The sequence below is a fragment of the Actinacidiphila glaucinigra genome, from assembly GCF_900188405.1.
Taxonomy (GTDB): Bacteria; Actinomycetota; Actinomycetes; order Streptomycetales; family Streptomycetaceae; genus Actinacidiphila; species Actinacidiphila glaucinigra.
Window position 1 is genome coordinate 287,459 of the sequence record NZ_FZOF01000005.1, and the last position, 25,110, is coordinate 312,568.

Genomic DNA, 25,110 nt, shown 5'->3' on the forward strand with positions numbered 1-25,110 from the left:
CCGTCAGCGCACCTCGTCCGCCGCCCTCGGCGCCGGCACCGCGAGCGAACGGCTGCGCAGCAGGGTGGGGTTGACGGCGGACGGCGGCCTGCGCAGCCGGGTCGCCTGCTCGTAGTCGTACGCGTAGCCGAGGAGCAGCGGCTCGCTCCACGCCCGTCCGAGGAAGGTGATGTTGAACGGCCTGCGATTGGCCGCCAGGTAGCCCGCGGGGACGGTGACCGAGGGGTAGCCCGCCTTGGCGCCGATGGAGGAGCTGCCGCTGTTCACGAACAGCAGGGCGGTGACGTCGTGTTCGGCCATGAGGGCGTCGATGCGGTCCTTGCTCTCCTCCAGGTCCCGGGCGCGGGCGGCCTCGTACTCGACGGTGTCCGCGCTGTCCGGCCCGAGGTCCCTGGCCTGCGCGGCGAGGGCGAGCGTCTGCCCGAACTTCAGGGCGAGGCCCGCGTGGGCCTCGTTGTGGGCGATCACGTCGGCGAGGGTGCGCACCGGCGCCCCCTCGGGCAGCCGCGCGAGGTAGGCGTTGAGGTCGCGCTTGAACTCGTGGCTCAGCACCGGGGAGGCGACGTCGTACCGGCGGCGCGCCTCGATACGGACGTCGACGAGTTCGGCGCCGCGTCGCGCCAGTGCGTCCAGGGCCGCGTCCCACAGGGCCCGTTCGTCCGTGCCGTCCTCGGGTGCCTGCTCCGCGACGACGCCGATGCGCGCGCCGCGCAGGGCGTCGGGTGACAGGTCGGCGGTGAAGTCGTGGCCTTCGAGGGGGTTGCCGGCGGTGGCCGGGTCCTCGGGATCGGTGCCGGTGACGACGGTGAGCAGGGCGGCGGCGTCCGCGACGGTCCGCGTCATCGGGCCCGCGGTGTCCTGGCTGGAGGCGATGGGCACGATGCCCGTACGGCTGACCAGGCCCAGGGTGGGCTTCACCCCGACCCCCGACGTGGCCGACGCCGGGCTGAGGATGGAGCCGTCGGTCTCGGTGCCGATGGTGACGGCGGCCAGTCCGGCCGCGGCGGCGACCCCCGAACCGGCACTGGAGCCGCTCGGCGTCTCGCTCAGGTCGTACGGGTTGAGCACCTGGCCGGCCAGCGAGCTGTAACCGCTGGGCATGCCGACGGTGAGGTAGTTGGCGAACTCGGTGAGGTTCGCCTTGCCGAGGATCACCGCCCCCGCCTCGCGCAGTCCGGTCACCAGTGGCGCGTCCTGCGCGGGATGGGAGCCGGCGAGCACCACCGAGCAGGCGGTGGTCGGCATGCCGAGGACGTCGATGTTGTCCTTCACGAGCACCGGTATGCCGAGCAGCGGCCCGCCGGGGTCGCCGCCGGCCCTGCGCGCGTCGGCCGCCGCGGCCTCCTCCAGGGCGGCGGGATTGACGCAGCGCACCGCGTTCAGGGCCGGTCCGCCGACGTCCAGGTCCTCGATGCGCCGCAGGTAGGCGCGGGTGAGGGAGACGCTCGTGACGCGGCCCGAGGCCATCAGGGCGGACAGCTCCGCGACCGTCGCGACCTCCAGGTCGGCGGGGAACTCCTCGTGCCGCGCCGCGTCGGCGGAGTCGGTCCGGCCGCCTGGCGCAGCCGGTTCGGTGCCGGTGTTGACGTTGATGTCGCCCTCCAGGGTGAACGGTGCGCTGACGCGACCGGGGTCCGTACGCCCCGCTCGGCCGTCCCGCGGGGCGTCACCATCATCCTCGCCGTCCTCACAGGAAGCGGCGGATGGGCGCGGTCGCCACCTCCTGGGCCCGCTCCAGTGCCGGCCGGCCGCGCCAGCGCGTGCCGTCGACGGGCTCGCTGCGCAGCAGGTCCTCGTCGAAGTGGGCGTCGAGGACCGAGGTGAAGGACTCGTCGAGCACCGCCAGCATGACCTCCTCGTCGTGGTCGAGGGAGCGGCGGTTGAAGTTGGTGGAGCCGATCAGGGTGGCCACGCCGTCCATGGTGATGACCTTGGCGTGCATCATCGTCGGCTGGTAGTGCCAGACCCGCACGCCGCAGTCGAGGAGCCGCTGGTAGTAGCGCTGCCCGGCGAGCTGGCAGACGCGCTTGTCGGTGTGCGGGCCGGGCAGCAGGATCTCGACGTCCACCCCGCGCGCCGCCGCGTGGCAGAGCAGGCCGACGAAGTACGGGTCGGGCGCGAAGTACGCGGTCGCGAGCCGGATGCGCTGCTCCGCGGAGGCGATCACCACGCGGAGCAGGGTGCGCATGTCCTGCCAGCCGACGCTCGCCGAGCCGCGTACGACCTGGACGATCGCGCCTCCGCTCTGCTCGTGCTCGCCGAAGCGGTCGCGTTCGTCGAAGAGCCCGTTGCGCCGGCACTCGGCCCAGTTCTGGGCGAAGGCCGCGGCCAGCCCGTCCACGGCGGGGCCGGTGACCCGGACGTGGGTGTCCCGCCATTCCCCGGGGTGCCGGGCGTCGCCGCACCACTCCTCGGCGATGCCGACGCCGCCGGTGAAGGCCACCTCGGCGTCGACCACCAGGACCTTGCGGTGGCAGCGGTGGTTCTGCTTGAACGGCGAGAGCCGCACCGGCTTGCGGAACCAGGCGACGTCCACGCCGGCCCGGTCCAGCCCGTCGAGCAGTTCCTGCTCGATCAGCCGCCCCCCGAAGCCGTCCAGCAGCAACCGCACCCGCACCCCCTCCGCCGCCTTGGCGGCCAGCGCGTGCGCGAAGTCGCGCGCGATCTGACCGCGCCAGTAGACGAAGGTGGTCATGTCGACGGTGTGCTTCGCCGCGCGGATCGCGTCCAGCATCGCGGGGAAGATCTCGTCCCCGTTCCTCAGTGCCTGCAGGCAGTTGCCCTCGGTCGCGGCGATGCCGATCAGCCGTTCCAGGCGGCGGCGCAGCTCCTGCTTGCGGTCGGCGGCGGAGCGCTCCGGCCGGTCCCCGTCCGCGCGGTCGGTCTCCTCCAGCGAAGCGCCCATGCCGTCGTGCCCCCCGGTTCCGGTGCCGCCGCGGCCCGTCCGGCCGCGGCGTCGCGTGGCGTACTCCAGCCGTATGCCCGGCCGGAGGCCGCTTATCCGGAGTGACTACGGGTTCTCGTGGGGCTCGGGGGACTCCCTCCTGCTCCGCAGCACCTTGGCGCGGCCGGCGAGCGGCACCGTCGCCGCGAGGACACCGGCCGCGAGCGCCGCCGCGCCCCAGGCGGGGGCCGGCTGCCAGGTCAGGCCGAGGACGTGGTCCAGCGACCACTCCCCCGGCCCGGTGAAGCCGAGGCACGCGGCGACCGCGCCGTAGAGGAACGGCACCTCGCAGCCGCCCTTCAGCGCCCAGAAGCCGCCCGGCGCCGTCGAGGCGGCGGCCACCGTCATCGTGCCGACGACGACCGCGCAGCCGCCCGGCGTCAGCAGTCCGGCCGCGACCGACGCCGCTCCGGTCAGCTCGGCCACCCCGGCGACCAGCGCCATCCGCGGCCCGGGGACGACGCCGTACCCCTCGAAGACGGCGCCGGTGCGGGCCAGGCCCGCCCCGCCGAACCAGCCGCGCAGCTTCTGCGTTGCGTGGCCGAAGAGCAGTGCGGCGAGCAGCAGTCGGAGCAGCAGCAGCCCCAGGTTCATCTCTCGGTTCTCCTTCGTGTCACCCGTGTCACCCGCGTCACCCGTGCCCCCGGGTCACTGGCCGTGCGTCGAGGCGCTGCGGTAGTCGGTGTAGGTGTAGGGGTTGTCGAGCACCTTCGTCTCGGGGACGTCGGGGTTCATCCCCTTGCGCCACTCCTCCTCGCCCATGGCGGACCGCAGATGGTCCACGGTCTGCTCAACCTCGCGCCGCACCGCGGCCAGGTCGACGCCGAGCAGGCGGTGCTCGTGCTTGACGACCCGTCCGTTGACGAGCACGGTGTGCACGTCGCCGCGCTGCGCCTGGAAGGCCACCTGGCCGTACGGGTTGAGCAGCGGGAAGGAGACCGGCGAGTGGTCGTTCTTCAGCAGGACGATGTCGGCCTTCTTGCCGGCCTCCAGGCTGCCCAGATCCCGCTCGCGGCCGAGGGCCCTGGCTCCGCCGAGGGTGGCCCACTCCACCACCTGGTCGGCGCGCAGCGCGCAGTGGGTGACGGTCTCGCCCTGGGCGTGCGCCTCCAGGTGCGCGCGGGCACGGTCGGCGCCGAGGGTGGTGCGCATGGCGGAGAACAGGTCGCCGCTCCACCACACGCTGGTGTCCATCGACAGGGAGACGGGGATGTCGTGCGAGCGGATGGCCCAGGTCGTCGGGTAGCCCTGGCCGGCGCTCTGCTCGCTCTCGGTCGACACGGAGACCGAGCCGCCGGTGGCCGCGATGCGGTGGTAGGAGTCGGCGCTGAGCGTCGAGGCGTGGACGTACACCGTCTGCGGGGTCATGAAGCCGTTCTCGTACATCAGGCGGATGCCGTCGTCGTTGGTGGCACCCCACACCCCGGCGTGGGTGGTGACGGCGACGCCCAGTTCGCGGGCCACCTCGAAGGCGGGCTTCTCGGGGAAGGCGGGGTCGCCCGTGACGTCGAAGGCGAGCTGGAAGCCGAGCATGTCGTCGCCGTCGACGCGGCGGCCGACGAAGTCGCGGAACTCCGGCGCGGCGGTCCATTCCGCGGGCGCCTGCTGGATGTTGCCGTAGGCCAGGACGAAGCGGCCGGGCACGGACCGCAGGGCGTCCACGGCGGCGTCGGCGTGGTCCACGGTCTGCAGGCCGTGAGACCAGTCGACGACGGTCGTGACGCCCGCGTCGAGGGCCTCCACGGCGGCGAGCCGGTTGCCGGCGTGCACGTCCTCGGGGCGGAACTTCCTGCCGTGCTCCAGGTAGTACCAGACGAAGTACTGCGTGAGGGTCCAGTCGGCGCCGTAACCGCGCATCGCGGTCTGCCACATGTGCCGGTGTGTGTCGATCATGCCCGGCATGACGACGCCGCCCGTGGCGTCGATCTCCACCGTCCCGTCGGGCACGGCCAGTCGCGGACCGACCGCCGCGATCCGGTCGTCGACGACGAGCACATCGGTGTCCGCGAGGACCTCGCGCTCACGGTTGACGGGCAGCACGGTCCCACCGCGCAGAACAGTGGGCCGCCCCGGGCTGAATGCCTCGACCTTATCCATCATGAACTCCCTTGGCCGCTTGACGGACACGAGTACGCTATTCGGCCATCGGACCGAGCGCTAGCCTCAAGACGCGGTTCGGGAGTCACACGTCCCCGAAGAGGCGCGGCCCCTGTCGCAAAACGAGACACCGCAGTAACGACAGGCCTCTGACCGGCCATGGCCTTGGCGATCACCCTTGACGGCCCCGGCTTTCCGCAACAGAATCACGGGTACGGACGGCTGTCCGTCCTGCGGTCAGATGAAAGGTGACACTGGATGTCAGAGAGCACCGCGCCTGCACGACCGGGCCCGGCGGGCCCGCTGTCCGGGCTGCTGGTGGCCGACTTCTCCCGGATCCTCGCCGGCCCCTACGCCACGATGCTGCTGGCGGACCTCGGCGCGGACGTCGTCAAGGTCGAGGGTCCGCAGGGGGACGACACCCGCAGCTGGACGCCCCCGGTACGCGACGAGGTGTCCACCTACTACCTCGGCATCAACCGCGGGAAGCGTTCGATCTCGCTCGACCTGCGCGGCGAGGCCGACCGGGAGGCGGCGCGCGAACTCGCGCGCCGGGCGGACGTCGTCATCGAGAACTTCCGGCCCGGCGGCCTCGTCAAGTACGGCCTGGACTACGCGTCGGTGCGCACCGGCAACCCGGCCGTCGTCTACGCGTCCATCAGCGGCTTCGGCTCCGGCGCCGGGCGCGACGTGCCCGGCTACGACCTGATGGTGCAGGCCGTCTCCGGGCTGATGAGCCTCACCGGGGAGACGGGCGGCCCTCCGTACCGGGCCGGGATCTCGGTCTTCGACGTCATGGCGGGCAACCACGCCGCCATCGGCATCCTCGCCGCCCTGCGGCACCGCGACGCCTCGGGCGAGGGCCAGCACGTCGAGGTCAACCTGCTGTCGTCGGCGCTGACCGGACTGGTCAACCACAGCTCGGCCTACGTGGCCGGGGGCGAGGTCCCGTACCGGATGGGCAACGCGCACCCGAGCGTCTTCCCGTACGAACCCCTCCCCACGGCCGACAACGACCTGATCGTGGCCGCCGCCAACGACGGGCAGTTCCGCAAGTTGTGCGAGGTCCTCGGCATCCCCGGGGTCCCCGACGACCCGCGGTTCGCGCGCAACGCCGACCGCACCGCGAACCGGGAGGAGCTGCGGCCGCTGCTCGTGGAGCAGCTGGTCAAGCGCGGCGCGAACGAATGGTTCGAGCTGCTGGTCGCGGCGGGCGTGCCGAGCGGGCCGATCAACACCATCGACGGCGGCTTCGCCATGGCCGAGCGGTTCGGGCTCGACCCGGTCGTCACCGTCGGCGAAGGAGAGCGCGCGGTGCCCACGACCCGCCACCCGGTCACCTTCTCGGCCACTCCCGCCGTGTACCGGCTGCCGCCGCCCGAGCTCGACGAGCACGGCGCCGAACTGCGGGCATGGCTCGCCCGGGACCCGGAGGACACCCGTGACTGACCCGTCCGCGCCCGGCGGCTACCCCACCGCGCTGGGCGCCTCGGACCGCACCAGCATCACCCTGCTCGGCCAGGACCTCGCCCAGGACATCATGGGCACGGTCGGCTTCGGCGAACTCGCCTTCTGGCTGGCGACGCAGCGCCGCCCGAGCCGCGGCGAGACCCGGGTCTTCGAGGCCGTTCTCGCTGCCCTGGCCGACCACGGCTTCACACCCACGGCCATCGTCACCCGGCTGACCTATCTGTCCGCGCCGGACTCCGTCCAGGGCGCGCTCGCCGCGGGCCTGCTCGGCGGCGGCTCGCGCTTCCTCGGCGTCACCGAGGACACCGGGACGTTCCTGCACGAGGCGCTGGCCGCGCACGGCGAACCGCCCCGCGACGACACCGGCTGGGACGAGCTGGCGCTCCGTCTGGTCCGCGAGCAGCGGGCGGCCGGCCGGTTCGTCCCGGGCCTCGGCCACCACGTGCACAAGGACGGTGACCCGCGCACGCCCCGGCTGATGGACATCGCCGCCGAGGAGGGCCTGTTCGGCCCGCACCTGTCGCTGTTCGCGGCCATCGGCCGGGTACACCCCCAGGTCCTCGGCAGGACCCTGCCGCTCAACGGCGCGGGCGTCTGCGGGGCCGCACTCGCCGACCTCGGACTGCCGCTCCCGCTGCTGCGCGGATTCGCCCTGCTCGCACGCACCGCCGGGCTCATCGGCCAACTCGCCGAGGAGATGCGCGATCCGGTCGCGAACGACATCTTCCTCTCCGTCGACCTGAACAACCGGCCCGTCCCGCCCCGGCCGGACACCGAATCCGCAGGGAACACCAAGGAGTGACCATGTTCGTCAACGAGGACAACCTCACCGAGCTGGCGGCCCAGCGCTGGGCGACCTCCCACGACCCGCGCCAGGCGCAGCTGATGTCCGCCCTGGTCCGCCATCTCCACGCGTTCGCCCGCGAGGTGGAACTCGGCGAGGACGAATGGATGGCCGCGATCCAGTGGCTGACCGAGGCGGGCCGGATCAGCGACGCCAAGCGCCAGGAACTCATCCTCGCCTCTGACGTGTTCGGGCTCAGCACCCTCGTGGTGCAGCTGAACAACAGGTTCGCGCCCCAGGCCACCCCCGCCACCGTCCTCGGCCCGTTCCACATCGACGGATCGCCCGCCGCCCCGTACGGCTTCGACATGTCCGACGGCATCCCCGGGACACCGCTGTTCGTCACCGGCAAGGTCACCGACCTGGAGGGCAAGCCCGTCCCCGGGGCCGTCCTCGACGTGTGGCAGGCGGACGCCGACGGCGCCTACGAGGCGCAGCTCCCCGAGATCGACGAAGCCCGGCTGCGCGCCAAGTACCAGGCCCGGGAGGACGGCACCTACTGCGTCCGCACCATCGCCCCCCGCGGATACGCGATCCCCATGGACGGACCGGTCGGCGACCTGATCAGCACCACCGACATCAGTCACTTCCGCCCCGCGCACGTCCACTTCCTGATCAACGAGCCCGGGTACGAGAAGCTGATCACCCATCTGTTCCAGGAGGGCAGCGAGTACCTGGACAGCGACGTCGTCTTCGGCACGAAGGAAGCGCTGGTGGTGCGGTTCCACGAGCGGCCGGCGGGACCCGCCCCCGACGGCACGACGCTCGACGTCCCGTATCTGCGGGCCGAGTTCGACTTCGTCCTGCAGTCCGGCTGATCAACCGGTTCACACCGGCCCGCACCGGACCGCACCAACCGCCGGATGCCGGATGCCGGACGCGTCAGCCCGTGGCGGTACCACCGCCGGGGGCCGGCGCGGCGGCCGGCCGGACCTCGCTGTGCGGGCGGCTCTGCCACAGCGCCCAGTCCGCCGAGACGTCCCCGGCCGCGCGCAGCAGCAGCGGGAGGTAGGTGCCGGTGAGCACGTCCACCCCGGTCTCGGCGGCGTGCACGGTGACGTTCATCGCCGCGCGTACCGCCCCGTCGCCGTCGCGCACGGGCACGGCGACCGACCGTACGCCGGGCGCGAGTTCCTCGTCGGCCAGCGCCCAGCCGCGAGCCCGGACCGTGCGCAGTTCCGCGGCGAACTCCTCGGGCGTCGGGCGCGGGAAGGCGGGAAGCCCGGAGCGGCTGGGCTCGGCCAGGACGGCCTCCAGTTCCTCCGGGCCCAGGGCGGCGAGCAGCACCTTGCCCTGGGAGGTCTGCGGGGCGGGGAACCGGGTACCGATGTCCACCCGCAGCGCGATGATCTTCGGTACGGAGACCCGGGCCACGTAGACGATGTCCGAGCCGTCCAGCTGCGCCATCGAGGACGACTCCCCGGTCTGCGTGACCAGCGCCTCCATGTGGGGGCGGGCCACGTCCCACAGGCCGAGCGAGCCCACGTAGGACATGCCCAGCCGCAGCACGCGCGGGGTGAGGGTGAACGCGCCCTGGTCGGTGCGGACGTAGCCGAGTTCCTCGAGCGTCAGCAGCAGACGACGCGCGGTCGGCCGCGCCAGCCCCGTGGCGGCGGCGATCTCGCTGAGCGTCAGCCGGCGGTGCCGGGCGTCGAAGCAGCCCAGCACGTCCAGCCCGCGGGCCAGTGCCTCCACGAAGTCCGGACCGCTTCCGCGCCCTGCCATCCGATGCCTCCCGCGTCCACGTCGGCGATGCCCGCTCCACCGGTGACCGCAGGGCGGACCGCCCGCAGACGGCGTCGCGCCTGCGTCCGTTCCCCTTCGCCGGCCCCGACCGCACGGGCATCCTCTCGGTGGCCATTATACGGACGATCGTCCGCGGCTGTCGGGCCCGAGAGAACCCGGTCGCACCCCAGCCCCACGCGCCACCACCGGCATTCCACGGACGGAGCCGTCCGACCGGTAGTTTCCTGTGCCATTCATCAGAATCGACAATGCGGTGAGGCATCCGGAGCCTCCCCCCACCGCGACCCCATGGACCGGCTCCCACCTGCGGTTCGACCCGTCACAGAGCGCCACTTTACCGATGGATGAATTCTCGTTGACCCGGCCATACGTCGCCGATTGCCCGCCGATGGAAGAACTCGCCCTTCCCTTTGTGACGTGCAACTCCTTTTCCTTTTCGCCGCCTCCTCCGACCTAGCATCGGGAAATGCAGGACGGACATTCCGGTACATCAGTGAAGAGGTGACACCATGCCGATCCCCGTGTCCCAGGCCCTCGACGAGCAGGGGCGGACCGCCGCCGACAAGGCCGCCGGCCTCCTCAGCCCGGGCCGCTATCTGGTCAGCTCCCTGCTGGCCGGCGCGTTCATCGGGATCGCGGCCGTGCTGCTGCTCACGGTCACCGGACCGCTGGCGGCCGCGGGGTCGCCGTTCACGAAGCTCGTCCAGGGCCTGCTGTTCGCCGTGGGGCTCATCCTGGTGGTCTTCGCCGGCGCCGAACTCGCCACCGGCAACATGATGACGAGCGTCCAGGGCTTCCTCGTCCGCAGCATCAGCGGTGCCAACGCGGCGGCCCTGATCGTCGGTTCGTTCGTGGGCAACCTCATCGGGTCCGTCCTCTTCGCCCTGGTGGTGCACGGCAGCGGGGTCATCGGCGCCGGTGCCGCTCCCGGGCACACCGCGCCGGCCCTCGCGCTGCTCACCACCCTGCTCAAGACGAAGGCCGCGGAGTCCGGCTCGGCGCTGTTCTTCCGCGGTGTGCTCTGCAACTTCCTGGTCTGCCTGGGCGTGTGGATGGCCGCCCGGACCAAGTCGGACGGCGCCAAGATCACAGTGATCTTCTGGGCCCTGCTGGCGTTCGTCGGCTCCGGCTTCGAGCACGTCGTGGCGAACATGACGTACTACTCGCTGGGGATGTTCGAGCACGTGCCGGACGCGACGGCCGCGGGCTTCGCGCGCAACCTGCTGTTCGTGGGCCTCGGCAACCTCGTCGGCGGCGGCCTGCTGGTCGGCGCCGCGTACGCGTTCCTGGGCCGCGGCAGGCCGGGGAGGCCCGCCGGCGGGCCCGCCCCCGTCGAGGCTCCGGAGTCGGTCCCGGTCTGAACGACGCGGGCCGGTCCGGCGGCGGGCCCGGGGGGCCACCGCCGGACCGCGCCGGTCAGTGCGTGTTCCCCCGCGACTTCAGGGGCACGCGCGGCAGCTCCGGGGCGGGCAGCGCGTCACCGCCGTAGCCCTCGACCTCACCGAACCGGGTGCCCGTCATCCAGTCGGAGCGGGCCTGTTCGATGTCCTCCTGCGTACGGCCGATGAAGTTCCACCACATGATGATCCGCTCCTCGAAGGGCGGACCCCCGAGCAGCACCGCCCGGGCGGGGGCGTCGGCGTGGTTGGTCAGGGTCAGGGTGTCGCCGCCGGGGGCCAGGTAGCCGAGATCGGCCGGGCTCAGCCGTGTGCCGGCCATCTCGACGTCGCCGCTGTCGACGAGCAGGCCGTGCTCGTGGGCCGGGTCGACGGCCAGGGTGACGGTCGCACCGGGATCGAGGGCGAGTTCGGCACCGAGCAGCGGGGTGAAGGTCGCCACCGGCGAGGTGGCGCCGGCCAGGGACCCCAGGAACACCCGCGCCACGCCCCCGCCGAGCGCCACGGGCTCCGGTACGTAGTGCTGGAAGGCGGGGGCGGTGTCGCGGTCCCGCTCGGGGAGCACGACCCACAGCTGGACCCCGTGCAGGACCGTGGTGCGCTCGGTGGAGACCTCGGAGTGGCTGATGCCGTGCCCGCCGGTCATGAGGTTGAGCTCGCCGGGCCGCACGTAGGCGTGCGTCCCGAGGCTGTCGCGGTGCTCGATCTCGCCGCTGAAGAGCCAGCTCACGGTCTGGAGCCCGGTGTGGGGGTGGGGCGCGACGTCCATGCCCCCGGTGTCGGAGACGTCGTCCGGACCGTAGTGGTCGGCGAAGCACCAGGCGCCGATCAGCGAGCGGTTCCGCTGCGGCAGGGTGCGCCGCACCGTCATCGCACGGGGACCGCCGAGCGGGACGTCGCGGGCGGACAGGATCTCCACGGCGGTCTCTGCCTGGGACTCGCTCATGTCGCGCTTCTCACACAACGACTGCTTCGAATTTCAACAATCATGGTGGTGATGATACGGCGATGCCCGCCACGGACGACGGCGCATCCCACGGCGGCCGGAGACGGCCCTGCGAAGGAGTGCTGGTGAGCGACACCACGGCGGTTCGGCCGAGCAGGCGGATCTTCATCGACAAGCAGAGTCCGCGGGCCTACAAGGCGATGGTGGCCGCCGCCGAGACCGTACGTGCCGTGGCCGCCGAGGCCGGGCTCGAACGGGACCTGGTGGAGCTGGTGAACATACGCGTGTCGCAGCTCAACGGCTGCGCCTTCTGTCTCGACCGGCACACCAGGGCCGCCCTCAACGCGGGCGAGACGCCGCAGCGGCTGACCGTGCTGCCGGCCTGGCGCGACACCGAACTGTTCAGCGCGCGCGAGCGTGCCGCGCTCGCGGTGGCCGAGGTGACCACGGACCCCACCGACGCCACCGCCCAGGAGCAGGCCTACCAGGCCGCGCGCGAGGTGTTCGGCGACGACGAGCTCTCCGCCCTCATCTGGGTGGCGATCACCATCAACTCCTTCAACCGGGTCTCCATCCTGAGCAAGCACCCGGTCCGCCCCGGCCCGAAGCAGTGAGGCACGGCCGTACGCCAAGGGGCGCGACCCGCCGTCGGTCGGCGGGGCCGCGCCCTTGCCGGTCCTGCGGGGTCAGCCGATCGGGTCCCGCTGGACACCCGGGCCGCTCTGCACCCGCTCGATGTACTCCGGGGCGAGGCGGCTGACCTCGTCGAGCGCGGCGAGGTCGTCCTCGGTGAGCGTGAGCTCGGCCGCGGCGAGGTTGTTCCGCAGCTGGTCCATGCGGGTCGCACCGACCAGCACGCTGCTGACCCCGGGCTGCCGCATCACCCAGGCGAGGGCCACCTGGGCGACCGTCGCGGCGTGCCGCGCGGCGATCTCGTCGAGGCGTTCGACGACGTCGTAGCCGCGCGCCTCGTCGACCGTGGCGATCGGCGACCCGGCCCGGGACGAGGCGGTGGCCCGCGACCTCGCCGAGTCGCAGTGGTACGGCACCCTCCGGCGGCCGCAGGCCTGAGCCGTCCCGTACGGCGGAACGCACCCCCGCCAAGATTTGACTCGGTCAATTCTCGCCTTTACGTTCGAGGTGCGGGGCGACGAGAGCCGCGCCCCTCCCCCACCCTCCCCGGAGCGAACTCGCGTGAAGTGCTACGACTGCGTCCAGGAAGCGCGCCACGACAGCGAAGGCATCGGCGTCTGCACCCGCTGCGGCCTGTTCACCTGCGCGGACCACTCCCGCGTCGTCCGCCTCCCCGTCCACCAGCCCAAGGGCCTCGGGCGGGCCACCAGCCGCCTGCCCGCACGCCGGGTCGTCTGCGCCACGTGCCACACGGCCGAGACCACCGACTGAGCACGGGCACCTCGGCGCGGCGCGTCGACTAGAATTGACCTTGTCAAATCTCGCGCGTACCGCCGGGCGGCGGGCGACGCGACCGCCTGCGGGCCGACACCCGCACGGCGCCCCGGAAGGAGCGTGACGCCGGCCATGGAGCAGTCAGCGGGCGACCTGCTCAAGAGCAAGGGGCTGCGCAGCACGGCACAGCGCCGCGCCATCCTCACCGCCCTCCGCGGCCATCCCCACTCCACCGCCTCGGAACTCGAGGCGCGGATCGGCGTCGGCTCCCCGGGCACGGGAGGACTGTCCAAACAGGGCCTCTACAACGTGCTCGACGACCTCACCAGGGCACGGCTGATCCGTTGCATCGAGCCCGCCGGATCCGCCGCGCGCTACGAACTGCGCGTCGGCGACAACCACCACCACCTTGTGTGCCGCAGGTGCGGGCACATCGAGGACGTCGACTGCACGGTCGGCACGCCCCCCTGCCTGGACCCCGTGGAGGACAAGGGCTTTGTCGTCGACGAGGCCGAGATCACCTGGTGGGGCCTGTGCCCCGCGTGCCGTAAGGCGACCGCCGGCGCGTGAGCGACCGCCCGGCACGGCACCGGGCTCCCGGGGCTGACGCCCCCTCATGTCCCGTGCGCATCCCGCGCCTCGGCGACATCGCCCGAGGACGGCCGGAGCACGGCAGCGCGCAACAGAAGTTTCCTCAGCCGCGCGGGGGTGGTGAAGAGGTGGCCGCGCATGCCGGCCGCCCGCGCCGCGCGGATGTTCTCCGGGCGGTCGTCCACGAAGAGGATGCGGGCGGGTTCCTCCCGCAGCGCGTCCCGGCACCAGCGGTAGGCGGCGGGGTCGGGTTTGACGAGGCCGGTGCGGCAGGAGAGGGCGCGCACCTGGAAGTGCCGCAGCCAGGCGTGGCGGGCCTCGTAGTGGGCGGCCAGTTCTTCGGGGATGTTGGAGAGCAGCCCGATGCGGCACCCCTGGGAGGCGAGTTCCTCGACGAGGGCGACCATCGGGGGGTCGACGGCGCTCCAGCTGTCGACGTCGGCGGCGATGAGCGCCTGCGTGCGCCGGCCGTCGAAGCGGGTCCCGAGCGCGGCCGCCACGCCGCCCCAGTAGGCGGGACCGGTCAGCTCACCGCGGTCGTAGGGAGGGCGGAGCCCCCAGTAGGCGTCCCAGAAGCGGGCGGCGGGCACCCCCGCCGCGAGGGCCGGCCGCGCCAGCCTTTCCCTGCCCTCCGCGGACTGCGGGCACGCGATGACGCCGAACAGGTCGAAGAGTACGGTGCCGGGCACGGGGTCACACCTGCCGCACCGTGACGCCCGCCGCGGACAGCGCGCCGACCGCGTCCTGCGGCGCGGACCCGTCCGTGACCACCGCGTGCAGCGCGGTGGCGGGGGCGACGAAGGCGAGGGCGGTACGGGAGAGCTTGGCGCCCTCGGTCACGGCGATGACGCGCCGGGCGGAGGCGATCGCGGCCCGCTTCACGGCGGCGTCGTCCAGGTCGTAGGCCGTGAGGCCGTTGGCGGCGTTGAGCCCGCAGCAGCCGATCACGGCGGTGTCGAAGCGCAACGCGGCCAGTGAGGCCTCCGTCAGCGGCCCGGTGAGCGCCAGTTCGCCGGGCCGCGGCCGCCCGCCGGGGACGAGCAGGGTCAGGTGCGGGGCACCGGTCAGGGCGTTCACGGAGTGCAGGGACAGCGGCATCACCGTCAGCCGGCGCTGTGCGAGCGCCCTGGCCACTTCCAGGCAGGTGGTACCGCTGTCCAGTACGACGGCCTCGCCGTCGGCGATCAAGCCGGCGACCTCCTCGGCGATGCGCACCTTGGTCTCCTGCCCCTCCTGGGACCTGAGCCCGAAGGGCGGTTCCTCGCCGCGCAGCAGCAGACTCCGCGCGCCGCCCCGGTAGCGCTCCAGCACGCCCTGGGCGGCCAGCGCCTCCAGGTCGCGGCGGACGGTCATCTCCGAGGCGCCCGTGAGGGCGGCCAGTTCGGCGACGCCGAGGCGTCCCGCCTCCTGTACGGCCTCGGTGATCTGCCTGAGTCGGTCGGTGCCAGCCATGACAGCATTGAACATCTTCGACGTTCGAAAGGCAAGGTTTCGAAACCGATCCCTGTTCGCTATGTTCGATGCGTGAACGGAACACCTCGGGCCGCCCGGATGGCCACCTTCGCCTACTTCGTGCTGAACGGTTTCCTGCTGGCGATGTGGATCGTGCACATCCCGGAGATCGAGCACCGCACCGGGATCGGCCACGCCACCCTCGGCTGGCTCCTGCTGCTGCTCGGCGCGGGGGCCTTCGCGGGCATGCAGATCGTCGGCCCCCTCACCGACCGTCTCGGTGCCCGAACGGTCGTGCCGGTCAGTGCGGCGCTGTGCAGCGCCACCGTCGTCCTGCCGGGTCTGGCCGGCGACGCGTGGACCCTGGGGGCGGGCCTCCTGCTGCTGGGCATCGGCAACGGCTGTCTGGACGTGAGCATGAACGCCCACGCCGTCCAGGTCGAGCACGCCTACGGACGCCCCGTCATGTCGGCCTTCCACGCCACCTTCTCCGTCGGCGGCGTCCTGGCCGCGCTGGTGGGCGCGCGCACCCTCAGCCAGGGCTGGAGCCCGGCGTGGACGCTCGGGGCCGTGGCGGCGCTGGGGGTCGTCGCGGCGGTCGCGGCGGCACCCGCCCTGCTGCGGCCCGCGGCCCGCGCCCCGGAGGCGGCGGACGCCGGCCCGGCGGTCCGCAGGAAGACGCCGCGGCGCATCTGGGCGCTCGCCGTACTCGCGCTGATGATCATGATGTGCGAGGGAGTGGCCAACGACTGGAGCACACTCCACCTGAGCACCGTGCTGGACGCGCCGGCCGCCACCGCCGCGCTCGCCTACGGGGCCTTCGCCACCGCCATGACGGTCGGCCGGTTCCTCGTGGACCGGTTGGCGGCGCGGGTCGGTTCCCTGGCCGTCCTGCGGGGCGGCGCCTCGGTGGCCGCCGCCGGACTGCTGACGGCGGCCCTGTCGCCCTGGGTGCCGCTGGCGGTGGCCGGCTGGGCCGTGTTCGGCGCCGGACTGTCCGGCTGCGTACCGCAGTTGTTCAGCGCCGCGGGCCACGCCGATCCCGCCGCCGCGGGCGCCAACGTCTCCCGGGTCGCCGGGCTCGGCTACCTCGGCATGCTCGCGGGCCCGGCGGTCATCGGACCGCTGACCCACCTGATGCCGCTCAACCTCACCTTCCTGCTGCCCGTGGCATGCTGTGCCGTCGCGGCCGCGACGGCCGGCATCCTGCGCCCGCCCGCGCGCACCGCCCCGGCGGCACACCAGGAGGTTCCGACGGCATGACCGGCACCGACCACACGGACACGAGCCCCGCCGCGATCGAGGCCTTCACCGTGAACTGCGACGGCGAGACCCTCGGTTGCACGGCGGCGCGTCCGGTCACGGCGGACCGGGGCCCGGCCGCCCCTCTGACGGCCGTCGTCCTGCACGGTGCGGGAACCAGCGACCGGCAGCGGCTCACCGGACTGCTCACCGACGTCGCCGAGCGGGGTCACCACGCCCTCTCCCTCGACTTCTCGGGGCACGGGGACAGCACCGGCCGGCTCGCCGAATCCAGCCTGAGACGGCGGTTCCTGCAAGCCAGGGCGGTCATCGACGGGCACGTCCCGGCCCGGCACCGGCTGGCCGTGATCGGCTTCAGCATGAGCGGGCAGACCGTCGCCGACCTCGCGCGGCACTACGGTGCCCGCGTGGCCTCCGTCGGCCTGTGCGCCCCCGCCGTGTACGCCGCCGAGGCCTGGAGCGTGCCCTTCGGGGCGGGCTTCACCGAGATCATCCGGACACCGGAGAGCTGGCGCACCTCGCCCGCCCTCGAGACCTTCCGGTCCCTGTCCTGCCGGGCGGTGCTCGCGACACCGGCCGCGGACGCGGTGATCCCGCCGGCCGTCACCGAGGCCGTCGCGACCGCGCTCGGGGGCTCCCGCGCCCGCTTCACCCGGCTCACCTACCCGGACGCGGAGCACCGGCTCGCCCTGTGGTTCACCGGCAACCCGCGGCCGCGCGGCCGCTTCGTCGACGCCGTCCTGCACGACGGGGTGTGAACGTCCCGGCCGGTCAGCTCCGTTCGTACGGCCGCAGCGCGGCGACCGAGCGGCGTACGGCCTCGGCGTGCCCGAACAGCCCGGGCAGGCCGCCGGTGTGCAGGAAGACGGTGCGCTCCCCGCGGCGGATGCCGCCGTCGCGTACGGCGGCGACCAGACCGGCCATCGCGCGGCCGGTGTAGGTGGGGTCAAGGGCGATGCCCTCGGTGGCCGCCGCCGTCCGCATCGCCTCCAGGACCGGTTCGTGGAGCGTCGCGTAGCCGGCGCCGACCTGGTCGGTGCGGATGCGCAGTGCCTCCGGGGCGACGGCGCGGCGGGCGACCGCCCCGGCCAGGTCCGCGACGATCGCGGCCGGCTCGGTCACGGCGCCGCAGTGGACGCCGAGCACCCGCTCCTCACCCAGCGCGGCGACGAGACCGGCCATGGTGCCGCCGGAGCCGAGGGCCACCACCACATGGGCGGCGTCGGGCAGTTGGGTGCGGAGCTCCTCGCCGCCCTCGACGTAGCCGCGGGCGCCGGTGGCGCTGGAACCGCCGAAGGGGATGAGGTGGGGCCGCGCGCCCTCGCGGCGCAGTTGTACGCAGACGTCCTCGGCGGCGCCCGCGAGCTCGGCCGGCTCCGCGTCACCAGCCCAGACGACCCGGGCGCCGAAGAGCCCGTCGAGGACGAGGTTGCCGGTACCCGACCCGGCCTCGGGTTCCTTGCCGGGGAAGACCAGGACGGTGCCGAGTCCGAGGCGCGCCCCGGCCGCGGCGGTGAGCCGGGCGTGGTTGCTCTGCGCCGCGCCCACCGTCACCAGGGTGTCCGCTCCGGCTTCGAGTGCCTCGCCGACCGTCCACTCCAGCTTGCGGACCTTGTTGCCGCCGCCACCGAGTCCCATGAGGTCGTCACGCTTGATCCACAGGTCGTCCGCGTCCAGGCCGAGGGCGGCGGCCAGCCGGGGCATGGGTTCGACGGGGGTGGGCCAGGCGGACAGCGTGATCTTGCCGGGCATCGGCTGCGCTCCAGGTTCTGACGGCGACGTGACCGGCGCTCCGGGACGCCGGTGGACTCCATTGTGGGCTTCCAGGCGGCCCCGACGGTCCGGTAGGGCGGGAGGGGGCGCGGTGGCTGCCGTCACGGGGCGGAGGGACACTCGAAGTGTCCCTCTGAGGAGGTGGGATCGCCGTGAGTGAGTTCGAGCGCTCCATGAACATGACGGCCTCCGCGGACCGCGTCTTCGACCGGGCGGAGGACCTCGGCCGCATCGAGTCCTGGCTCCCCGACGAGCTGCACGTCCGCGCCGCCGAACCGCCCGCCGTCACCGTGCACGACGACGACACGGGACGGGACGCGGCCGCGCTCTTCCGGGCCGACCGCGCGCACAGACGGCTGGAGTGGGGCACCCGCGAGGACGACCGCTACGCGGGCTGGCTGCAGGTCGACCGGACCGGCGAGCGGACCAGTGAGGTGACCATCCACCTGTCGTTCACCGACGAGAGCATCGTGCCGCCCGAGGGCGCCGTGGACCGGGCACTGGACGACAGCCTGCAGCGCCTGTCGGGCATCGTCACCGCGTGAGTCCGGCGGGGCGGCCGTGCGCCGGGGCCAACTGTCGGCGCGGACCGCTCCGCCGGTGCGAGAGGCCGGCTCCGGGCCGGCGCACGTCCCTGCGGACCCGGAAGCCCTCCCTCCGCTTCTCCCCAACCTAGGTCTCAGTTTGGACTGAGTCAAATGTCGGCTGCCGCCCGGAGCGGCCTCGCGCCGCCGCCCCCGGACTTCCTGGGACTCGGGGTACCAGGCAGCGTCGCCTCCGGCGCAGCACACTGAGGAGATGGCGGCGACGGAATTCGGCAGCGCGGTGCGGCGGTGGCGTGAACGGGTGACCCCCGAGGCGGCCGGTCTTCCGGTCGGCGGGCACCGGCGCGCCCCGGGACTGCGCCGGGAGGAACTGGCCCAGCTCGCGGGGATCTCCGTCGACTACGTCACCCGGCTCGAACAGGGCCGGGCCTCCCATCCGTCGGCCCAGGTCGTGGAGGCCCTGGCCAGGGCACTGCGGCTGTCCCCTGACGAGCGCGGGCACTTGTTCCAGCTGGCGGGTCTGGCGCCCCCGGGGCCGGACACCGTCCCCGCGTACATCACCCCCAGCGTCCAGCGGCTGCTCGACCGGCTGACCGGGACCCCGGTCGCCGTCTACGACGCCTCCTGGACGCTCCTGGTGGCCAATCCCCCGTACGCGGCGCTGATGGGCGACCCCTCCGGATGGCGCGGCAACGAGCGCAACGGGGTGTGGAACCACTTCGTCGGCCGGGCCGGGCGGATCCGGCGCACCCGGGAGTACCTGGCGGGCTTCGAGTCGGCGCTCGTGGCCGACCTCCGCGCCGCCGCCGACCGCTACCCGTCCGACCAGCAGGTGCGCCGGCTCGTCGCCGACCTGCGCGCGCACAGCGACCGCTTCGCCGAACTGTGGGACGCCGGCGCGGTCGGCCGGCACGAGGCGTCCCGCAAGATCGTCGACCACCCGCGCGTGGGCCCGCTGACCCTCGACTGCGATGTGCTGACCGTGACCGGCAGCGACCTGCGCATCATGGTCTACACCGCGGAACCGGGCAGCGAGGACGCCGACCGCCTCGCCCTGCTCACCGTCCTCGGCACCCAGGCGCTCACCGGCTGACGGCCGCCAACTGCTCGAACGCGGTCGGGAAGGGCCTGCGGGGCAGGAAGTCACGGATGCGCCGGGCGCATTCCGCCGCGGAGGCCTCGGTCGTGTCGCACTCGAGGTCGTAGCGGCCGTGGGCGTGGACGAGGCCGAACTGGCGGGCCGCCAGGCCCTCGGGACGGTCCCCGCGCTCCCGCTCGCGCCGCCGGAGTTCCGCGAGCGAGCAGTGCACCCCGACCAGGACGACGTTCCTCGGGGGGAACAGCGCGAGGCAGTCCCGCAGTCGCCACGGCTCGCTGAGCACATGGTCGACCACGACGTTGTTGCCTCCGGCGGCCATGCCGGCGACCGCCCGGTGGAAGCCGCGCCAGGTGCGCCGCAGCACACCCGGCAGTTCCTCCGGGGTCACCTCGCGACGGGACCGCATGGCGTGGAAGGCGTCCACGGGCATGTGGAAGTAGGTCCCGTCCAGGGTGAGCAGCAGTTCCCCGGCGATGCTCGACTTCCCCGAGCTGTACGTCCCGTTGAGGAAGACGATGAGGCCGCCGGACCCGGCGTCGGTGACTGTGCCGGTTTCGGGCAACCTGCCTCCTCCGCCGCCGGACCGCCGCGGCCGTGGTGGGCGGACAGCCTACGGCGTGTGTGTGCCGGGCGCGTTGGGGCTCACCGACGGCTGGGGGGTGGAGGGCGGACTTACGATCCGGTCCTCCACCGCGGACAGGACGAGCATCAGCCCGAGCAGGAGCAACGGCAGCCCGAGCACCAACGCGGCGATCATCGCGGATCCTCCGTGTACGGCAGGGGCGTTCGCCCGCAGCGGGCGACGGTGTCGGACGGATGGCGGCGGACGTGGACACGGCGGGACACGGGGGACATGGGCACCTCCACTTCGGCGTCGAAGGCCCGCCTTCCCCGCTTCGGGCGTTGTATGGGGGCGCCCGGGAACCCGCGCTCTCGCGTTCCGGTCCCGGGCGCGGCGCCCGTCGGGTCAGTAGCGGAAGGCGTCGGGGCCGTCGAGCCGCCCGAAGCGCCGCGGATGCGGGATCTGCTCAGGACGCTGGGCCCACCGGGCACGGCGGCGCCGGGCACCCCCGTGCTCACCCCAGTAGAGGACCGCGACGACACCGGCCGCCGCGCACAGCAACGCACCGACGACGACGCTGTAGAACGTACCCGCCGAGATCGCCCCGACCACGGCGCCCAGCACGACTCCCAGCATTCCCGCACCGAAAACGAGCCTGCGAATCTTCAAATCCATGAAGAATCACTCCCTTTCGGAAGAACGCATTCCCCGGTGAACGTCCGTCAATCCACGGATCGCCTTAACGAGTGACGTGCGGGGCCGGTTTGTGACGTCCCATCACGCCCTCCCCGCCGAATTCCGCCGCTGACGGGGAGCCGCGGTGTCAGGCGAGGGCGGACGCGGCGGTACGGTAGAGGACTTCCTCGGCCCGGTCCCACGACCAGCCGTTCTCCACCACGAGCGTGCGCCAGCCGGTCGGGCCGAACCAGAACCAGAGCAGGTCCGCGGTCTCCTCGGGCGAGTACCGGAGGGCGGGTGCGCCGACTTCCAGGAAATGCCGGGCTACCGCGTGCAACGCCTTCCGGTAGTCGGCCGTCGCCCTTTCCCACAGCGCCTCGCCGTTCTCGTGCACGGGCAGCGCCTTGCGAATCGCCTCGTGCGCCTTGAACTGGCTCTCGTTGCCGGCCCGGGTACCGCGGGCGAGCGCCTGGAGGACACCGTCGGGCGTCCGCACGTCCAGGATGCGCGCGACGGCCTGCTCGTATCCGGATCCGACGACGGCCTTGTCGACGATCCGGTCGAGGATGTCCGACTTGCTGCCGACGCTGGCGAAGACGGTCTTCGACGCGACCCCGGCCGCCTCCGCGATGTCCGCGACGGTCACCCGCCCGTAGCCGCGTTCGGCGAAGAGCAGCTCCGCCTGCTCGAGGATCAGCGCGCGCGTCCGCGCCGCGGCCTGTTCTCGGAGCGGGGAGACGTAAGCGCGCTTGGTGGACATGGCGGCATCCTATGCGATATCCGTGCCGCTTTGACCTATCCAATCGGTCCTCTATAACCTCAATATCGGATGCGCGGCGCGCGCATCCGGTGAGACCGGCCCGCGGGGCGGGCGGGCGAAAGGTGGGAACGATGGCGATGGACGCCAAGGACCTGGCCGAGGGGCTGTTCCGGATCCTGGAGACGGGCGACGCGGCACTGGCCCGCGAGGTCGTGGGCCCCGACAGCCACAACCGTGAGGCGGCCGTCTCGCCCGCGGCCTGTTCGATACCCGGACCGGCGGGGACGCTCGCCTCGGGCGCGTGGCTCCGCTCGGCCTTCAGCGACCTGCGCTTCCCGGTGCTGGGCATCGCGCGCAACGACGACCAGGTCTGGATCCGGCTCCGCATGCAGGGACGGCACACCGGCGCGTTCGTGCGCTTCCGTGACGGCGTGCTCGACCAGGCGATCCCTCCCACCGGGCGCGAGGTCGACTTCGAGCAGGTGCACCTGCTCGACCTCCGCGACGGCAAGGTCGTCCGCCACGAGGCGCTGCGCGACGACGTGACGATGCTGGGCCAGCTCGGCGTCTTCCCCCCGTCGCCGGCCGTCGCCCTGAGCATGGTCGCCTGGAAGGTCTCGGGACGCGCCAAGCGGGCCGCCGACGAGGTCACGAAGCTGGCCGCCGAGGCGGCCGGGCAAGCGCGCGGCTGACCCCGCCGCGCCTCAGCGGGCGCCCGAGGCGCCCCTCGCCAGCAGGAGCAGCGCGTCGACCAGGCTCTCGGCGGAGCTGCCGGTGGCCAGGCGACGCATCTGCATGCCGAACACCAGGGCCACGACCGTCGAGGCGGCCTCCTCGGCGTCCGGCACGCCGAGGGCGGTCAGGACGGACGCGGCGAGTCGGTCGTAGGCGGCGAAGCACTCGGCCGCGGCCTCCCGCAGGGCGGGGTCGCGGCCTGCCTGGACGTACAGCTCGAAGGGCGCGAGGTGCGTGCTGTCGAAACCGGCCCCCTCGGCGACCTGCCCGACCAGCGCGGCGGCGCCCTTGAGGTCGATGCCCTCCTGCCGGCCCCGGGCGGCCAGTTCGGTGAAGCGGCCGGTCTCCTCCTCCACGAAGTGCAGCAGGCTCTCCCGCAACAGGTCGTGCTGCGTGGCGAAGTGGTAGGTCACCGAGCCGAGGGACACCCCGGCCTCCTGGGCGATGCGCCGGTTGGTGACCGCGGCGACACCGTCCTGACCGATGATCCGCAGGACGGCGCTGATGATGTTCTGGCGGGTGCCGGCGGGGTTGGGCATGTCCGTCATTCTGTCACCGCGGCGGGGGCGCGCTGCTCGTACCAGCGCTGATCGCTCTCCAACTGCGCGGCGAGCGAGATCAGCAGGGGCTCGCTGTGGGCCGGACCGAGGAACTGCGCGCCCACCGGCAGGCCGTCGCCGAAGCCCGCCGGGACGCTGACGCCCGGCCAGCCGAGCACGTTCCAGGGCCAGGCGTACGGGCAGGCCGCGATCACCGCCTGGTCGGTCCGCCGCCCGGACAGCTCCGTCATGGCCCCGACGGCCGGGGGCGGGGTGGCGGTGGCGGGGGTGAGCAGCACGTCGAAGCGGGAGAAGAGCTCCCCTATCCGGCGGTGCTGGCCGCCCTCCGCGCGGCGGGCCCGGCGCAGGGCTGCCCCGGCGAGCAGTCGCCCGTTCCGGGAGGCGGTCAGGGTGCGGGGGTCGAGAAGCGTACGGTCCGGGACGCGCTCGCTCCACTGGCTGATGCCCGCGAACGCGCGGGGCAGGAAGCTCAGCCCGATCAGGCCGTAACGCGGCTCGGCCTCCTCCACCTCGTGGCCCAGCCGGGCGAGGGCGTCGGCCAGGTCGCCCACCGCGCGGCGCACGGCGGGATGGAGCGGTGCACGGGCGGCGACGAACGGGGGCCGCCAGGACACCGCGATCCGCAGCCGGCCCGGTTCGCGGCCGGCCGCCTCCACGGCGGCGATGCCCGGGGGCCGGTGGATGTCGCCCGGGTGCTGCCCGGCGGCGGCGTCCAGCAGCAGCGCGGCGTCGCCCACGGTGCGGGCGAGCGGGCCGTTGACGGTCAGGCCGTGGAAGGACTCGGCGTCCGGCCAGGTGGAGACCCGGCCGCGCTGCGGCTTGATGCCGACCAGGCGCGTCCACGCCGCGGGGATGCGGACCGAGCCCGCCCCGTCCGAGCCGAGCGCCGCGGCGACCACTCCCGCGGCCACCGCGGCCGCGGCACCGCCGGAGGAGCCGCCGGGCGTGTGCCCGAGGTTCCACGGGTTGCGGGTGGCACCAAAGGCGGGGCCCTCGGTGAACGGCCACTGCCCCAGCTCGCAGGTGTTGGTCTTGCCGACGACGATCGCGCCGGCCGCGCGCAGGCGCCGTACCGCCTCCCCGTCCCGCGCCTTGGCCGGGAACGCCCCCGCGCAGCCGAACGCGGTGGGTTCGCCCGCCAGGTCCGTGTCGTCCTTGATGGCGACGGGGACGCCGAGCAGCGGCAGCCGCTCGCCGCGCTCCAGCCGCCGGTCGGCCTCCTCGGCCTCCGCCAGGGCCGCCTCGGCGCGAACGCGGCGGAAGGCGTTGACGGTCGCCTGGGTGGCGTCGACGCGCTCGAGCGACCTGCGCACCAGTTCCGCGGCGGTGACATCGCCTTCGCGCAGCGCACGCGCCTGCGCCGCAAGCCCCTCGGTCCGGGCAGTGGACACGGCCGCCCCCTCTCCCTATTGTTCGTTCGAACGAACAAGACGGGAGGTTAGACGGATGCGGATCGCCGGTGCAACTGTTCTGCTCACGGGTGCCACGGGTGGGCTCGGCCAGGACATGGCACGCGAACTCGCCGCCAAGGGCGCGCGGTTGACCCTCAGCGGACGCCGTCCCGACGTCCTCGAACCTCTGGCGAAGAGCCTGGACGCGAGGGCCGTACCCGCCGACCTCGCGGTCCGGTCCGATGTGGAGCGGCTGGCCGCCGAGTGCGCCGGCATCGACGTCCTCGTGGCGAACGCCGCCCTGCCGAGCAGCGGCGAACTGCTGGACTACACCCCCGACGAACTCGACCGGGCCCTGATGGTCAACCTGCGCGCACCGGTGCTGCTGGCCCGGCTGCTGGCACCGGCCATGGTCGGGGCCGGGCGGGGCCACATCGTCCTCATCGGCTCGCTGTCGGGCAAGGCGGCCTCACGGTCCACCTCCCTCTACAACGCGACCAAGTTCGGACTGCGCGGCTTCGCCCACGGCTTCCGCGAGGACCTGCACGGCACCGGTGTCGGGGTGTCGCTGGTCCAGCCGGGCTTCGTCAGGGACGCGGGCATGTTCGCCGACACAGGCGCCAAGGCGCCGGCCGGCGCCCGTACGGTGACGCCGCGGCAGGTCACGGCGGGAGTCGTACGGGCCGTGGAGCGCAACCTCGGCGAGGTGAACGTGGCCCCGCCCGAACTGCGGCTGCTCACCGCCGTCGCCGGGCAGTTCCCGGTGTTCGCGGCCCGCGTCCAGCGGCTCAGCGGATCGGCGGACCGCGCGACGCGGGACATCGTGACGGCCCAGCGGCACCGCCGCTGA

The 25,110-nt window shown here is 73.3% G+C and carries 29 protein-coding genes; 13 read left to right on the forward strand and 16 right to left on the reverse strand.

From position 1 onward, the window contains the following. Nucleotides 1-3: 3 nt before the first annotated feature. The 4 genes from CHF15_RS12515 to CHF15_RS12530 all read right to left on the reverse strand — a co-directional run bounded on the left by CHF15_RS12515 (nt 4) and on the right by CHF15_RS12530 (nt 5,044). Nucleotides 4-1,467, reverse strand: a complete 1,464-nt coding sequence (locus tag CHF15_RS12515; protein ID WP_089223803.1) for an amidase family protein — start codon at nt 1,465-1,467, stop codon at nt 4-6. 220 nt (nt 1,468-1,687) lie between these two features. Then, on the reverse strand, nt 1,688-2,905 hold the full coding sequence (locus tag CHF15_RS12520) for a phospholipase D-like domain-containing protein (RefSeq protein ID WP_089223804.1): 1,218 nt from the start codon (nt 2,903-2,905) through the stop codon (nt 1,688-1,690). Nucleotides 2,906-3,010: 105 nt separating this feature from the next. Continuing rightward, on the reverse strand, nt 3,011-3,538 hold the full coding sequence (locus tag CHF15_RS12525) for a DoxX family protein (RefSeq protein ID WP_089223805.1): 528 nt from the start codon (nt 3,536-3,538) through the stop codon (nt 3,011-3,013). 54 nt (nt 3,539-3,592) lie between these two features. After that, nucleotides 3,593-5,044: an amidohydrolase family protein gene (locus CHF15_RS12530; RefSeq protein ID WP_179279758.1), complete on the reverse strand. Its 1,452-nt coding sequence runs from the start codon at nt 5,042-5,044 to the stop codon at nt 3,593-3,595. 255 nt (nt 5,045-5,299) lie between these two features. Between CHF15_RS12530 and CHF15_RS12535 the strand changes: the two genes are divergently transcribed. From CHF15_RS12535 to CHF15_RS12545, 3 genes are read left to right on the forward strand one after another with little or no spacing between them, the layout of a single operon-like run. Next, nucleotides 5,300-6,490 (forward strand): CaiB/BaiF CoA transferase family protein, encoded by a 1,191-nt coding sequence (locus CHF15_RS12535; protein ID WP_089223807.1) that lies wholly within the window; start codon nt 5,300-5,302, stop codon nt 6,488-6,490. After that, nucleotides 6,483-7,313, forward strand: coding sequence for a citryl-CoA lyase (locus CHF15_RS12540; RefSeq protein ID WP_089223808.1), 831 nt, complete (start codon nt 6,483-6,485; stop codon nt 7,311-7,313). Before CHF15_RS12535 ends, CHF15_RS12540 begins: the two co-directional genes overlap by 8 nt. A gap of 2 nt (nt 7,314-7,315) precedes the next feature. Further along, nucleotides 7,316-8,173 (forward strand): dioxygenase family protein, encoded by an 858-nt coding sequence (locus CHF15_RS12545; RefSeq protein ID WP_089223809.1) that lies wholly within the window; start codon nt 7,316-7,318, stop codon nt 8,171-8,173. Between the two features lie 64 nt (nt 8,174-8,237). On the opposite strand, the gene CHF15_RS12550 is transcribed toward CHF15_RS12545, so the two are convergent. Further along, nucleotides 8,238-9,080: an IclR family transcriptional regulator domain-containing protein gene (locus tag CHF15_RS12550; protein ID WP_089223810.1), complete on the reverse strand. Its 843-nt coding sequence runs from the start codon at nt 9,078-9,080 to the stop codon at nt 8,238-8,240. A gap of 530 nt (nt 9,081-9,610) precedes the next feature. Here CHF15_RS12550 and CHF15_RS12555 point away from each other — a divergent pair. Then, on the forward strand, nt 9,611-10,462 hold the full coding sequence (locus tag CHF15_RS12555) for a formate/nitrite transporter family protein (protein WP_089223811.1): 852 nt from the start codon (nt 9,611-9,613) through the stop codon (nt 10,460-10,462). A gap of 55 nt (nt 10,463-10,517) precedes the next feature. Here the strand turns inward: CHF15_RS12555 and CHF15_RS12560 are convergent, their stop codons facing one another. After that, entirely contained in the window at nt 10,518-11,444 is a 927-nt protein-coding gene (locus CHF15_RS12560; protein WP_089223812.1) for a pirin family protein, read from the reverse strand. A gap of 125 nt (nt 11,445-11,569) precedes the next feature. Here CHF15_RS12560 and CHF15_RS12565 point away from each other — a divergent pair, with 125 nt between their 5' ends. After that, nucleotides 11,570-12,058, forward strand: coding sequence for a carboxymuconolactone decarboxylase family protein (locus CHF15_RS12565; protein ID WP_089223813.1), 489 nt, complete (start codon nt 11,570-11,572; stop codon nt 12,056-12,058). A gap of 72 nt (nt 12,059-12,130) precedes the next feature. On the opposite strand, the gene CHF15_RS12570 is transcribed toward CHF15_RS12565, so the two are convergent. Beyond that, on the reverse strand, nt 12,131-12,493 hold the full coding sequence (locus tag CHF15_RS12570; protein WP_179279759.1) for an aldo/keto reductase: 363 nt from the start codon (nt 12,491-12,493) through the stop codon (nt 12,131-12,133). A 145-nt stretch (nt 12,494-12,638) separates the two neighbouring features. On the opposite strand from CHF15_RS12570, the gene CHF15_RS12575 reads away from it, so the two are divergent. Then, nucleotides 12,639-12,848, forward strand: coding sequence for a DUF2180 family protein (locus tag CHF15_RS12575; protein WP_179279760.1), 210 nt, complete (start codon nt 12,639-12,641; stop codon nt 12,846-12,848). 135 nt (nt 12,849-12,983) lie between these two features. Next, nucleotides 12,984-13,421 (forward strand): Fur family transcriptional regulator, encoded by a 438-nt coding sequence (locus CHF15_RS12580; RefSeq protein ID WP_089223816.1) that lies wholly within the window; start codon nt 12,984-12,986, stop codon nt 13,419-13,421. 44 nt (nt 13,422-13,465) lie between these two features. Here the strand turns inward: CHF15_RS12580 and CHF15_RS12585 are convergent, their stop codons facing one another. Continuing rightward, the gene (locus tag CHF15_RS12585) at nt 13,466-14,131 is read right to left on the reverse strand and encodes an HAD family hydrolase (RefSeq protein ID WP_089223817.1); all 666 of its coding nucleotides are present in this window, start codon (nt 14,129-14,131) and stop codon (nt 13,466-13,468) included. A gap of 4 nt (nt 14,132-14,135) precedes the next feature. After that, the gene (locus tag CHF15_RS12590; protein WP_089224000.1) at nt 14,136-14,894 is read right to left on the reverse strand and encodes a DeoR/GlpR family DNA-binding transcription regulator; all 759 of its coding nucleotides are present in this window, start codon (nt 14,892-14,894) and stop codon (nt 14,136-14,138) included. Nucleotides 14,895-14,993: 99 nt separating this feature from the next. On the opposite strand from CHF15_RS12590, the gene CHF15_RS12595 reads away from it, so the two are divergent. After that, nucleotides 14,994-16,157, forward strand: a complete 1,164-nt coding sequence (locus CHF15_RS12595; protein ID WP_410169637.1) for an MFS transporter — start codon at nt 14,994-14,996, stop codon at nt 16,155-16,157. Next, nucleotides 16,154-16,915, forward strand: coding sequence for an alpha/beta hydrolase (locus tag CHF15_RS12600; RefSeq protein WP_089223819.1), 762 nt, complete (start codon nt 16,154-16,156; stop codon nt 16,913-16,915). The genes CHF15_RS12595 and CHF15_RS12600 overlap by 4 nt, the downstream gene beginning before the upstream one ends. A 13-nt stretch (nt 16,916-16,928) precedes the next feature. On the opposite strand, the gene CHF15_RS12605 is transcribed toward CHF15_RS12600, so the two are convergent. Beyond that, on the reverse strand, nt 16,929-17,909 hold the full coding sequence (locus CHF15_RS12605) for a D-cysteine desulfhydrase family protein (protein ID WP_089223820.1): 981 nt from the start codon (nt 17,907-17,909) through the stop codon (nt 16,929-16,931). A gap of 173 nt (nt 17,910-18,082) precedes the next feature. On the opposite strand from CHF15_RS12605, the gene CHF15_RS12610 reads away from it, so the two are divergent. Together CHF15_RS12610 and CHF15_RS12615 are read left to right on the forward strand one after the other, a co-directional pair. Beyond that, complete coding sequence (locus CHF15_RS12610) at nt 18,083-18,475, forward strand: SRPBCC family protein (protein WP_089223821.1); 393 nt, start codon at nt 18,083-18,085, stop codon at nt 18,473-18,475. Nucleotides 18,476-18,728: 253 nt separating this feature from the next. Then, complete coding sequence (locus CHF15_RS12615; RefSeq protein WP_089223822.1) at nt 18,729-19,568, forward strand: helix-turn-helix transcriptional regulator; 840 nt, start codon at nt 18,729-18,731, stop codon at nt 19,566-19,568. Here CHF15_RS12615 and CHF15_RS12620 read toward each other — a convergent pair. The 4 genes from CHF15_RS12620 to CHF15_RS12630 form a co-directional block, all read right to left on the reverse strand. Next, a complete protein-coding gene (locus CHF15_RS12620) occupies nt 19,558-20,136 on the reverse strand; it encodes a chloramphenicol phosphotransferase CPT family protein (RefSeq protein WP_089223823.1) in 579 nt (192 codons plus the stop codon). The genes CHF15_RS12615 and CHF15_RS12620 overlap by 11 nt on opposite strands. A 48-nt stretch (nt 20,137-20,184) precedes the next feature. Further along, nucleotides 20,185-20,331, reverse strand: a complete 147-nt coding sequence (locus CHF15_RS44840; protein WP_179279761.1) for a hypothetical protein — start codon at nt 20,329-20,331, stop codon at nt 20,185-20,187. Nucleotides 20,332-20,541: 210 nt separating this feature from the next. Next, a complete protein-coding gene (locus CHF15_RS12625) occupies nt 20,542-20,811 on the reverse strand; it encodes a hypothetical protein (protein WP_143681557.1) in 270 nt (89 codons plus the stop codon). 148 nt (nt 20,812-20,959) lie between these two features. Further along, entirely contained in the window at nt 20,960-21,574 is a 615-nt protein-coding gene (locus tag CHF15_RS12630) for a TetR/AcrR family transcriptional regulator (RefSeq protein WP_089223825.1), read from the reverse strand. A gap of 131 nt (nt 21,575-21,705) precedes the next feature. Between CHF15_RS12630 and CHF15_RS12635 the strand changes: the two genes are divergently transcribed. Continuing rightward, nucleotides 21,706-22,266, forward strand: a complete 561-nt coding sequence (locus CHF15_RS12635; protein ID WP_089223826.1) for an ester cyclase — start codon at nt 21,706-21,708, stop codon at nt 22,264-22,266. Between the two features lie 12 nt (nt 22,267-22,278). On the opposite strand, the gene CHF15_RS12640 is transcribed toward CHF15_RS12635, so the two are convergent. Together CHF15_RS12640 and CHF15_RS12645 are read right to left on the reverse strand one after the other, a co-directional pair. After that, entirely contained in the window at nt 22,279-22,848 is a 570-nt protein-coding gene (locus CHF15_RS12640; RefSeq protein ID WP_018563802.1) for a TetR/AcrR family transcriptional regulator, read from the reverse strand. A 5-nt stretch (nt 22,849-22,853) separates the two neighbouring features. After that, on the reverse strand, nt 22,854-24,260 hold the full coding sequence (locus CHF15_RS12645; RefSeq protein WP_089223827.1) for an amidase: 1,407 nt from the start codon (nt 24,258-24,260) through the stop codon (nt 22,854-22,856). Between the two features lie 55 nt (nt 24,261-24,315). On the opposite strand from CHF15_RS12645, the gene CHF15_RS12650 reads away from it, so the two are divergent. Then, nucleotides 24,316-25,110 (forward strand): SDR family NAD(P)-dependent oxidoreductase, encoded by a 795-nt coding sequence (locus CHF15_RS12650; RefSeq protein WP_089223828.1) that lies wholly within the window; start codon nt 24,316-24,318, stop codon nt 25,108-25,110.